General features: G+C 42.7%; 11 protein-coding genes. 8 read left to right on the top strand and 3 right to left on the bottom strand.

Going from position 1 to position 12,133, the window contains the following annotated elements:
• The first annotated feature begins 21 nt into the window (after positions 1-21).
• Positions 22-1,317: an amidohydrolase family protein gene (locus ACT3IB_RS12680; RefSeq protein WP_491539385.1), complete on the top strand. Its 1,296-nt coding sequence runs from the start codon at positions 22-24 to the stop codon at positions 1,315-1,317.
• Between the two features lie 71 nt (positions 1,318-1,388).
• Positions 1,389-2,600, top strand: a complete 1,212-nt coding sequence (locus ACT3IB_RS12675; protein WP_491539384.1) for an amidohydrolase family protein — start codon at positions 1,389-1,391, stop codon at positions 2,598-2,600.
• 86 nt (positions 2,601-2,686) lie between these two features.
• On the opposite strand, the gene add is transcribed toward ACT3IB_RS12675, so the two are convergent.
• Positions 2,687-3,682, bottom strand: a complete 996-nt coding sequence (add, locus tag ACT3IB_RS12670; RefSeq protein WP_491539383.1) for an adenosine deaminase — start codon at positions 3,680-3,682, stop codon at positions 2,687-2,689.
• A 215-nt stretch (positions 3,683-3,897) separates the two neighbouring features.
• On the opposite strand from add, the gene ACT3IB_RS12665 reads away from it, so the two are divergent.
• Positions 3,898-5,787: an ABC-F family ATP-binding cassette domain-containing protein gene (locus ACT3IB_RS12665; RefSeq protein ID WP_491539382.1), complete on the top strand. Its 1,890-nt coding sequence runs from the start codon at positions 3,898-3,900 to the stop codon at positions 5,785-5,787.
• 22 nt (positions 5,788-5,809) lie between these two features.
• On the opposite strand, the gene ACT3IB_RS12660 is transcribed toward ACT3IB_RS12665, so the two are convergent.
• A complete protein-coding gene (locus ACT3IB_RS12660) occupies positions 5,810-6,577 on the bottom strand; it encodes a phosphatase PAP2 family protein (RefSeq protein ID WP_491539381.1) in 768 nt (255 codons plus the stop codon).
• Positions 6,578-6,719: 142 nt separating this feature from the next.
• On the opposite strand from ACT3IB_RS12660, the gene ACT3IB_RS12655 reads away from it, so the two are divergent.
• Both ACT3IB_RS12655 and ACT3IB_RS12650 read left to right on the top strand, forming a co-directional pair.
• Positions 6,720-6,989, top strand: coding sequence for a Smr/MutS family protein (locus ACT3IB_RS12655; RefSeq protein ID WP_491539380.1), 270 nt, complete (start codon positions 6,720-6,722; stop codon positions 6,987-6,989).
• A 138-nt stretch (positions 6,990-7,127) separates the two neighbouring features.
• A complete protein-coding gene (locus tag ACT3IB_RS12650) occupies positions 7,128-7,340 on the top strand; it encodes a hypothetical protein (RefSeq protein WP_491539379.1) in 213 nt (70 codons plus the stop codon).
• Between the two features lie 9 nt (positions 7,341-7,349).
• On the opposite strand, the gene ACT3IB_RS12645 is transcribed toward ACT3IB_RS12650, so the two are convergent.
• Positions 7,350-8,135, bottom strand: coding sequence for an energy transducer TonB (locus tag ACT3IB_RS12645; RefSeq protein WP_491539378.1), 786 nt, complete (start codon positions 8,133-8,135; stop codon positions 7,350-7,352).
• A 309-nt stretch (positions 8,136-8,444) separates the two neighbouring features.
• Here ACT3IB_RS12645 and ACT3IB_RS12640 point away from each other — a divergent pair, with 309 nt between their 5' ends.
• From ACT3IB_RS12640 to ACT3IB_RS12630, 3 genes are all read left to right on the top strand, one after another.
• The gene (locus ACT3IB_RS12640; protein ID WP_491539377.1) at positions 8,445-10,586 is read left to right on the top strand and encodes a M3 family metallopeptidase; all 2,142 of its coding nucleotides are present in this window, start codon (positions 8,445-8,447) and stop codon (positions 10,584-10,586) included.
• A gap of 175 nt (positions 10,587-10,761) precedes the next feature.
• On the top strand, positions 10,762-11,064 hold the full coding sequence (locus ACT3IB_RS12635; RefSeq protein ID WP_491539376.1) for a hypothetical protein: 303 nt from the start codon (positions 10,762-10,764) through the stop codon (positions 11,062-11,064).
• Positions 11,065-11,421: 357 nt separating this feature from the next.
• A complete protein-coding gene (locus tag ACT3IB_RS12630) occupies positions 11,422-12,099 on the top strand; it encodes a DUF305 domain-containing protein (protein WP_491539375.1) in 678 nt (225 codons plus the stop codon).
• Positions 12,100-12,133: the final 34 nt, after the last annotated feature.

Below are 12,133 nucleotides of genomic sequence, written 5' to 3'. Positions count from 1 at the left end.
AATAAAATTCAGGGAAAACTTATGAAACAATTTATCGGGCTTAGTCTACTGCTGATCTTATTCTTACCTATCATGTCGGCAGCCCAGCAAGCCAAGGTTTTTACAGGAGCCAAAATCATTCCCATAAGCGGAGAACCCATAAATAACGGTGTGCTCGTTACAAAGGGGGATAAAATCGTTGCTGTAGGATCAGAGGGCGAAATTGAGATTCCATCTAATGCAAGAACGTTCGATGTATCCGGGAAAGTTATTATGCCCGGACTCGTAGATTCTCACTCGCATATTGGTGATGGAGACGGCGGTGACCGCTCTGCTGCACTCCATCCCGATGCCCGAATTATTGACAGCATTGATCCGCACAGCGAAACGTTTAAAAAAGCACTGGCCGGAGGCGTAACAACGGTTAATGTGATGCCCGGATCAGGTCATTTGATGAGTGGACAAACGGCTTACCTAAAACTTCGCAATGCGGATAAAATTGAAGAGATGCTTTTTGTTGATGATCCGCAGAACGAAATAGCCGGCGGCCTTAAAATGGCAAATGGCACCAACTCCATAGGTAGTCCCCCGTTCCCGGGTACGCGGGCAAAATCGGCTTCAATGGTTCGTGAACTTTTTATCAAAGCCCAGGATTACAAAGAAAAAGTTGAAAACGCTGACGGTGATCCCGAAAAGATGCCCAAGCGTGATGTAGGCATGGATGCGCTGGTTGAAGTACTGAACGGAGAGCGTATCGTCCATTATCATACGCATCGACATTACGATATCCTTACAGCCATTCGACTGGCCGAGGAGTTTGGATTTCGTGTGGTATTACACCATGTAAGTGAAGCTTGGAAAATTGCCGATGAAATTGCAGAAGCTGATGTTCCGACATCCATCATTGTACTGGATGCACCCGGAGGAAAACCCGAAGCATCAGAAATCAAATACAAAAACGGCGCTGTTTTAGAAGAAGCCGGCGTAACGGTAGGTTACCATACGGATGCATCTATTACCGATACGCGGTTGTTTTTGCGCTCCGGGGCATTTGGCGTACGTGCGGGGATGAGTCGTGAGGCAGCCCTTAAAGCCCTGACCATCGAGAATGCTAAAATGATGGATCTGCAAGATCGGGTAGGAACCCTTGAAGCCGGTAAGGATGCCGACTTTGTCGTTTTATCCGGGGATCCGCTGAGCGTCTATACCAAAGTTGAACAAACCTGGGTAGAAGGTATTAAGCGATTCGATTATTCGAATCCCAGAGATCGCAAGTATTCGACCGGCGGTTATGATGTTTTCAGAGGTTCTGCTCACAATCATCACGGTGATGAATAATTCCAAACCGAAATGCCATGTTGCATTTAATTCAGCATCTACAAGAATTTAAGCTTTAAATAATTAGCGCTATGAAAAAACGAATAATATTTTTTGTTCTTGCACTATTAATGGGATTAAGCACTATCACCCAGGCACAAATGGCTGTGCAGGCTGATACGCTTTATACCATGGAAGGTGATAAAATTGTGAATGGTGTGGTCCTTATCGCTAACGACAAGATTGAAGCAGTGGGCTCAGCCTCCGAAATTAACATCCCATCTGATTATCAAACTCATCGGGCGTCGGTTGTTACACCGGGATTGGTGGATGCTCACAGCGTGGTAGGTCTGGCCGGAATCTATAATCGCGACGATGACCAGGATCAGTTGGAAACCTCTGACCCCATCCAACCCGAGCTCAGAGCTATCGATGCCTACAATGCCCGAGAGGAACTGGTTAAATTTGTCCTCGATAAAGGAGTAACCACAACACATACCGGACATGGTCCCGGGGCCCTGGCCAGCGGACAAACAATGATTGCCAAGACGCCCTACAATACGGTGGAAGATGCGCTTTTGGATTCCGCAACAACCATTGCCTTTACGCTTGGCTCCACCGTTGGTCGTAATTTTGACAGTCCCGGCACAAGTGCCAAAGGTATTGCGATGTTGCGGCAAAAGTTTATAGATGCCCAGGAGTATCTCAAAAAACGTAAGGCTGATGATCCTGATAAACGCCCCGCAAAAGATTTACGGATGGAAGCCTTGGCCGATGTACTTAACGGAGAACTAACAGCTTTGATAACTGCCCATCGCTCCAATGATATTATGTCTGCCCTGCGACTGCAGGAAGAATTCGGATTTGAAATGATTTTAGATGGCGCAGCTGAAGCATACTTGCTATTAGATGAAATCAAAAAAGCCGGAGTGCCTGTTATTATCCATCCTACCATGGTGCGCACCTATGGTGATACCCAAAATGCCAGCTTTACTACGGCAAGTAAATTAGCCGAAGCCGGTATCCCCTTTGCTTTTCAAAGTGGGTTTGAAAGTTATGTGCCGAAAACAAGAATCATCCTTTTTGAAGCGGCCATTGCCACAAGTTACGGTTTGGATAGAGAAAAAGCGTTACATGCCTTAACCAAAGCACCCGCTGAAATGCTGGGTATATCGAACCGTGTTGGTTCGCTGGCGGTAGGTAAAGACGCTGACCTCGTCCTATTTGACGGCGATCCACTCGAATATACGACCCACATTAGTTCTGTAATTGTAGACGGAAAAGTGGTAAAGAAAAAAGATTAGAAACACACTAGGTCTTTAGGATTAAACCTATCGTATTCCCTATTTAGACTCTAGATCCCTGTAAAACCTAAGGGTTTTTAACAATATTAGTTATTGTTTGTAAAAGCTTCGCGGATTGTTCCGCGGAGCTTTTCTTTAGTTTTTTCATTTGTAAAAGCATGATCAACAGCCTCTAAATTGCATCGCAAAAAATGATCAAGATTCCACTCAAAATAATCGGAGAGCGTTTGATATTCATCATCTAAGGTTACATTAGAAATCGTACGCGTATCTGTATTTACGCTCAGTGAAATACCTTTTTCGAAAAGAGCATTAATAGAATGATCTGAAATAGTATCAAACACATTGGTTTGCACATTGCTTGTGGGACAAACCTCCAAATGGATTTTGTGTTCTATTAAATAATCAAGCAACTCATCATCTTCTGCACTTCTTACCCCATGACCGATGCGAGAAGGCTTAAAATGCTCGATCGTCTCCCAAACGCTTTCGGCTCCACAGGCTTCTCCCGCATGAGCGGTGCAGTTCAATCCCTTTTCATTCGCATATTCAAAGGCCGGAATATGATTATCGATAGGAAAACCAGCTTCGTCAGCGGCAATATCAAATCCCACCACCCTACTGCCGTCAAACTCTTCCACAAGCTTCACTGTTTGCATACTCTGATTTTCGGAATAATGACGCAGCGTGCATAAAATAATACCGGCCTCAATTCCCGTAGTCTTTACTTGTTCTTCGACTGCTTCATTCACAGCCCCGACCACCTCCTTCGCCGTCAACCCTTTCCGCGTGTGCAACAGAGGAGCAAAACGAATTTCTGCATAGATTACATTATCTGCCTGTAACTGTTTAAACAAATCTTCGGTAACCATATGCAATGCTTCCCGACTTTGCATCAACGCTACAGCACTTTCGGATCGACTGATATAATCCGCTAAATCTCGACATTTCGGTGGTGCAATAAAATTTTTGCGATACTTTTCCTCACTTATCTCGCGATTTAGCTGCTGCACAACATCAAAACTTAACGAACAGTCCAAATGTAAATGTAGCTCAACCTTGGGAAGCACAGAAAATGACATATCAACAACCAGTAAAATTTTAAGTAATGTTATTGAAAATCGGGAATTTATCAGAAAGCACAAATAGGCTTAACCATCAAAAAGCACAATATAACTGGTGTTATTGTGTAATGATTTGATGTGATCAACGTTTCTAAGTGGCGCTTGGGTTCCTTATTTTGCATGGCAATTAAAATAAGCTATCAAACCATCTGTTTTGGCATCATCTATTATTCATGACGTATCTTTCCACTGAAAACCTGTCAAAGAATTACGGACACAAGGTCTTATTTGAAGGACTTACCTTTGGGATCTCCGAAGGGGATAAAACAGCCCTTATTGCCGAAAATGGCACAGGAAAATCTACGCTCCTCCACATTTTAGCCGGCAAAGAAACGCCGGACAAAGGCAAGGTGATGATCCAGAACGACGTAAGCATCGGTTTTTTGGAACAGGATCCCCAACTCGACGAAAACCTGACTATCCGTGATTATATAGCGCAGAGCAACAATGAAATGGTGCGTTTAATCCAGGAATATGAGCGCGCCGCGGAGGCTCAGGCCCAGAACTACAACGAAGAAACACAGCAAGCTTTTCAGAAAGCGGCCTCCAAGATGGATGCTGCCAATGCCTGGGATTATGAGCAACGCATGGAGCAAATCCTTGGAAAGCTAAATATCCACGATCTTGACCAATCTATTGCAACACTCTCGGGCGGTCAGCGGAAACGGGTCGCCCTGGCTTTTGTCTTATTGGATGATCCCGATATGCTCATCCTTGATGAGCCGACCAACCATCTTGATGTGGAGATGATCGAATGGCTGGAAGATTATCTTAAATCAACAAATAAAACGCTATTAATGGTTACCCACGACCGTTATTTCCTCGACCGGGTGTGCGACCATATCATCGAGCTGGAAAACGGCAAGCTCTATCATCACCAGGGAAATTACCAGTACTTTCTGCAGAAACGTGCTGAACGGCGTGAAATTGAGCGCAAACGTGCCCACAAAGCCAACCAGCTGTACAAACAAGAGCTGGAATGGATGCGTCGATCACCCAAAGCACGAACCAGCAAATCAAAATCGCGCATCGATGATTTTAAGGAGTTAGAAGATGAACTCGATACCGGTCCCGATGGGCCCGAACTGCGCCTCCAAATGGATATGCAGCGCATGGGCGGAAAAATCTTGGAGCTGCTTAATGTTTCCAAGAGTTACGGGGATGAGAAAATTCTGGACAGTTTTTACTACGACTTTGAAAAGGGAGAACGCATCGGTATCATCGGTGAAAACGGCGTGGGCAAAAGCACCTTTCTAAAAGTTCTTACAGGCGAAGAGTCATTTGATTCCGGCAAGCGACGTGTGGGCGAAACAATTGTCTTTGGTCACTACCGGCAGGAAGGGCTCAATTTTGATGAGGAACAGCGCGTGATTGACGTCATTGAAGATGTGCGAAAAGTAGTAGAGCTGGCGGATGGATCAAAAATATCGGCATCGCAGTTTCTTAAACACTTTATGTTTACTTCTGACATGCAGTATACGCCGGTCAAAAATCTGAGCGGCGGTGAAAAGCGTCGTCTCAGCCTGATGATGGTACTGCTGGAAAATCCCAATTTCCTAGTCCTTGATGAACCTACCAACGATCTGGATTTGCTTACGCTTAACAAGCTCGAAGAGTTTTTAATGGGATTTGAGGGATGCCTGATTATCGCATCACACGACCGCTTTTTTATGGACAAGTTGGTTGACCATTACCTTATTTTTGAAGGAGAAGGAAAAGTACATGACCATCACGGTTCATATGAAGAATATCGTCAGCTAAAAAAAGAACGTGAAGCCAAAGAACGCGCAAAAAAGAAGGCAGAATCCTCGACATCCCAAAATGGACAGAAAACGTCCGGCAATTATGATGAACGTCTCAGCTATAATGAACGCCGGGAGTACAATAAGCTCGAAGATAAAATTGCGAAACTGGAGGAGAAGAAAAAAGAACTCGAAGCTGAAATTAGCAGCGGTAATTTAGACCATGAACAACTTCGCGAAAAGTCAGATGAATACTCAGCACTAAAAACTGAAATTGAGGAATGTACTGAACGATGGTTTGAACTGGCCGAGCGAGCGTAAAAGTTTTTTCTGCAATCACTTTCTAAAAAGATAAATTAACGCTCAAAGCCACACTATTTCGACTGGCAAGCGGCATTATTTCCACCCGATCAGATTGTATCTTTAGATGCTTTTTTGATAAATGATAAGCCATTGAAAAGCCAATGGCAGCTCCGGCGGTAACATCGCTTAGCCAATGACGTCCCTTGGCAACACGAGCAATTGCAGTCCCTACCGGAATAGCCATTAAGGAATAGGTTACCGGACTTGGATAATAAATAACCCACGGTGTTACCAATGCGAATGCTGTAGCTGTATGCCCTGACGGAAATGAAGTTGCCCCTAACTCAGCAAATTCCACATCAAAAGGTCCCCCGTTGTGGGCAGGACGTTGTCGGGCGAACAGAAACTTCCCGGCATTAACCGTAATATTGGTCATAACTAACGACTGTAAAGAAGTAAAAGCAGCATCTTGAAATTTTGTGTTGTTAGTAAGCAGCGATGTGCCAAAAATACCCGCCGAAACAGGTAATACGGTTTCCCAAGCCCCCCATCGATTGGTGAAATCAAGGATTGGGGATTGTGAATAATGTCGCCGCATAGTGTTACTTATACTGACATCAGAAACAGAAATTGCAGCTATACCCATCCCGAATGAGGCCATCGTTAAGAGCTGGTCAGACTGTACATTCGAAATCATAGATACAGGATCATCTTTAAGCCACCGTAAAAAACGGCTGTTATCATGTTGACAATAGGCACACTTTGCCCCCATCAACAATACAAGCAGTGTAATAAATGATATGATCATCTGTTTCTTCATCACTTGATATATAATAACAAGAGAATAAAAAACAAATACTTGGCGGCAAGTATCCATAAATAAACGTTTAATCTCACTATTCTGCTTTCTATACTTATCTTTTCAAGAAATAAATTAGATTATTAAGATAATGGAACCTACTGAAATTCCCATTGATGGGACTCTAGACCTGCATACCTTTAAACCAGAAGAACTGGGCTCACTCATTCCCGGTTATATTGATGAATGCCTGCAAAAGGAAATCTATGAGATTCGCATAATTCACGGCAAAGGAACGGGCAATCTCCGGCGTTCGGTACATGCTCTTCTTAACAGAAATGATAAAGTAAAGTCCTACTCCCTGGCAAATGACCGCAGCGGGTGGGGCGCTACCATTGCCACACTTAAAAAAGATTCATAATTTCTTAAACGTTGCTATTTAGATAACAAGTTGAAAGTTAAGCTGGCACAATAGAAAATAAATAACATCGTGGTAGTTTTTACCATTGTAACAGCCATACTCCTATTTTTTCTTGTTCTGTTGGGTTATAACGCTTTTATGAGCTATAAGTGGCACAAAAATAATCTGGGAAAACAATACCAGTCTGAGGCCAAACACTTTTACTGGTACTTCATCTATTTTAACCCCAGCGATCCACGACTTTTTAAACCTCGTGGTGGAGGATACGCCCTCAATTTTGCCAGACCTACGGCAGTTATCACAACAGCACTGGTAGTCGGTGTATATATTCTTGCTATGATCTATTTTTAAGTATCAAAGTTATCGATTATTTCGAAGCTTAAACATAATAGGAAGTGTAAATTGAACACGAACCGGGACTCCTCGCTGCTCTCCGGGTTCAAACTTCGCTAATTTCGCAACACGTAGTGCCTCCTCATCACAACCGCCACCGATACCGCGGATAACTTTGGGATTCTCGACTTCGCCCTTCTCATTGACAACAAACTGTACAATAACACGCCCCTCTATACCGGCTTTTTGGGCTTTATCAGGATATACAATTTTCTTTTGAAGTTCAGCTAAGCTGGTTTTCATTTTGGGCATTTTTTCTACTGAGACAAAGAAATCCTCTTCCTCCTCTTCAACCCCTTCTTCCTCCTGGGGTGGGGGTGGCATCTCCAGGGATTCCTCCATATCAATTTCTGCATCAATATTGATTTCCACATCCTCAATAATCTCACTGTTAGGCACTGCTACAGGAACTTGTGGTCGTGGAGGTGGGGGTGGACGATTTTGTTGCTCCGTTTGTACAACCTCTTCCATCTCAACAACCTCTTGTTCCCCCTTGAAGGTTATTTCTGATTTTTCTACACTGAAATCAATTTTCGTCAACCCAATAAATATCAGGAGTGAAATAATAACACCGGTTTCCCAAAACAGTTTATAATATGTTCTGAGGTCATATTTGGGATTCTTCATATCTGAATACATAACAACCTCCTTTTTATTTATTTGGAGAGCCGAAAACAGATAGCTGGTCAAACGACAAGCTACAAATGGTAATACTCCTTCTATGTTTTCAGCGTTTTTTAATAGTAGTACCACAAGAATCAGACCATTCTGTAATGCCTATAAGGCATGCATTAGAACCTCCAGACCATACATTTTCAACCATTCCGAAAGCCCCTATTGCAACAGTGCAAGAATGGCATCAATCAAGCTTGTGGTAATGCATGATTAAGATAGCACTACCCATCTTATCTCTCCGGAAAAGGAATAATATTTGATTAAAAAATGCCCCCTTTTAAATCTTTTTTTAGTTATTGCAGGTTTGAACCTGATATTTATCATTTCGGGCAACACAAATTTCTTTATATTCAACTGATCAAGACCCAACAACCAATTAACTTTTGTATGATGAAAATTATTCACCTTTTAATTTTATCGCTGGCATTCAGCCTATCACTATCATCCTGCGATCAATCCAAAAGTGAAACAGATTCGATGAACAACAATCCCCTATTTTCTGCAAGTTCTCTTCCCTATGAAGCACCCGATTTTGATGCCATAGAAGTTGAACATTATCGCCCTGCTTTTGAAGAAGGAATGAAACAGGAACTGGAAGAAATGGAAGCTATTGCGACCAACCCGGAGCCGCCGACTTTTGAAAATACTATTGTGGCAATGGAAAAAAGCGGAGAACTACTTCGACGAACAAGCTCTGTCTTTTATAATCTTACATCGGCCCATACCAACGATAAGATACAGGAAATACAGTCAGAAATGGCTCCTAAGCTGGCTGCCCATTCCGATGATATCCTGCTTAATGCCGATCTTTTCGATCGTGTAAAAACCCTTTACCAAAAAAGAGACGAACTTGAACTTGACGAGGCCTCATTAAAACTGCTTGAGGACACTCATCGCGAATTCGTTCGCGCAGGGGCCGAACTTTCGGAAGAAGAAAAAGAACGAATGCGCAAAATCAATGAGCGTGTTTCGACACTTACTACTCAATTCCAGGATAATCTGCTGGAAATAACCCAAGAACGCGCCGTTTTAGTTGATGATGTAAATAAGCTGGACGGACTCAGCGATGATCGTATTTCAGCTGCCCAAGAAACTGCAGCTGAACGTGGTGAAGACGGCAAGTATCTACTTACTATCACCAATACCACCCGCGTCCCCATTTTAAAAAGTCTGAACAATCGTAATCTACGCGAACGAGTATGGAAAGCCTCTGCCTATCGAGGCATTGGACAAAATGGTGGGATAGACAACCGTCCCATTGTTCTAGAACTTGCTGAACTGCGCGCCGAAAAAGCAAACTTATTGGGATACGAGAACTTTGCTGCCTATAAACTTGATCCCCAAACTGCGAAAACACCGGAAGCTGCTCTCGATATGCTTACGGATCTCATTCCGCCGGTAATACAAAACTCACAAAATGAAGCGGATGCCATTAAAGAAATGATGCGAAAAGATGGCATCGATGAAGAAGTCCAACCCTGGGACTGGAATTACTATGCTGAAAAGGTACGCAAGGCAGAATACAATATCGATGAATCAGAAGTACGTCCTTATTTTGAACTCGACCGGGTGTTAAAAGACGGTGTGTTCTATACAATGAAAAAATTGTTCGGTATCACCTTTGAAGAACGAAATGATCTGCCGGTCTATCACGAAGATGTGCGAACATTTAATGTGTATGATGAGAACGGCGAACAAATCGGTTTGTTTTATGCCGATTATTTTGAGCGCGATTCCAAGCGCGGCGGGGCCTGGATGAACTCTTTCGTATCACAATCGCATCTGTTGGATAAAAAGCCCGTGATTGTAAACGTCATGAATATCCCCCCTCCCGCAGAAGGAGAACCCGCACTCATCAGTTTCGATAACGTTACAACCATGTTCCATGAAATGGGGCATGCCGTACACGGGCTTTTCTCTGATGTAAAATATCCATCCCAATCAGGAACATCCGTTCCTCGTGATTTTGTAGAGTTTCCATCTACATTTGAAGAAGACTGGGCCATACAGCCGGAAGTGCTTGAGAATTATGCTATCCACTACAAAACAGGAGAGCAAATTCCACAGGAACTGCTCGACAAAGTCATTGAAGCCAGCAATTTCAATCAAGGATTTGATACCCAAGAATATCTGGCTGCAACGATGCTTGATATGGAATGGCACCTGCTGGGTCAGGATGAGATTCCACAAGATGTACAGGCATTTGAAAACAATGCGCTTGCAAAATACAATCTTGACATGCAGGCCATACCACCAAGATATAAGTCTCCCTACTTTGCCCATATATTTTCCGGCGGATATGCTGCCAATTATTACGCTTATATCTGGAGCGAAGTTCTTGCCGCCGATGCCTTTGCTTATATGATGGAGCAAGGCGGCTTAGAAAAAGAAAACGGGAATCGATTCCGTGAATACATTCTCTCGCAAGGTGGTAGTGATGAGGCCATGGAACTCTATAAAGAGTATCGCGGCCAGGAACCAGATGTCAACCATCTGCTGAAACGACGAGGGCTCGAAGTGTCTAATTAAAGCTTAGTCTATCAGGATTTAATATTTTCATAGGCCGGATTTGTATAAAATTCCGGCCTATTTTATTCATGTGCCTTTTATCTCATATATTGTCAGGTAATCACACCAAATTTGATGATAGAACTAAACTTTTTTAGAATTACAAAAAATCTACAATAAGGTTTGTTACAATACCATGAGACAGTTAAAACAGCTACTGTTCATTTTATTGATTGCAGTAAGCATTACACACTGTAGTGATCTAAAATCATCCCATGATGCCGAATTATACTTCGAAGGAGAAGTAACGTATATGGAAATTGAAGGTGGCTTTTGGGCGATAGAAACTGGCAATGAAACCTACGAACCCACCAACCTGCCCTCTAAGTTTCAAGAGGACGGGCTTGATGTTACGGTCGCTGCCAATGTCGAAGAAAACGTGGGAAGCATCAGAATGGTAGGCCCTGTGATTCGTATCGTTGATATTACAAGAAGATAATTTATCTTCACAAAAGGACACTTTGATAACTTCCGTAATTTTTAAAATAGCAAACAGGTATTTGTCACATCCGTTCGGTTTTAGCTTCTTAATCCACATATTTGACCAAGACCATTTTTAACTGCCTTTCTGAAACTTATTTGTAATTTCTGCGTCTGATATTTAACCATTATTTGTTAACCCTAACTGTTCATGAATTATTCTTAGGTAGCAACGGAGGTCATAGAATTTTCATTTTTTAAAGTAATCACATTAGTATTTTTGTGAATTTGCAATTATTATGTTGATCGTAATTCACAATTTGTGCTATAAAAGAGTTACGATATTCTTTTCATAAAATTTAAAAGACTCGACGGTTTGAAAGTTTTAAAATTATTTTTGGTGTTTCTCGTCACAACAGGAACGATCGCTTGCCAACACACAGAAAAAACAGCAACACAATCTGCGGACGATTCAGCTGACAAATCAGAACTTGAAAAACTTTACTGGGATCGTATTGAAAGTTCGCGCACATCATTCAGCAAGGCCGACGTCAAGTTTATGACAGGAATGATTGCTCATCATGCCCAGGCACTGGTTATGTCCCGCTTGGCCCCGAAAAATGGTGCCAGCCCCGAAATACAGCGACTGGCCGCACGCATCATCAATGCTCAGAAAGATGAAATTGCATCAATGCAACAGTGGCTCCGGGAGCGCGAACAGCCCGTGCCACACATCGAAATAGAAGGACTTAATTTAATGATCGAGCTCAATGGTAAACCCTATACCATGTATAAAAAAATGAGGGGAGTTTTATCCCAGCAACAAATTGAAGAATTAGCCGCTGCAAAAGGAGCAGACTTCGACAGACTTTTTCTTAAATACATGATTGAGCATCATTCGGGCGCTGTATATATGGTAGAAAACTTATTTAATACCGATGGCGCTGCGCAAGATGATACAGCATTCCGATTGGCATCTGATATTCAGGTAGATCAACGCACTGAAATAGATCGCATGCAGCAAATGCTCGATCAGCTTACCGAATCAGGATAACACCTTAACAACGCTTTACCTTTAACCTAAAACT

Source organism: Fodinibius sp. GM21, assembly GCF_058386955.1.
Note: the sequence above shows the minus strand (reverse complement) of the source record. Positions and strands in the feature narration are given on the sequence as shown.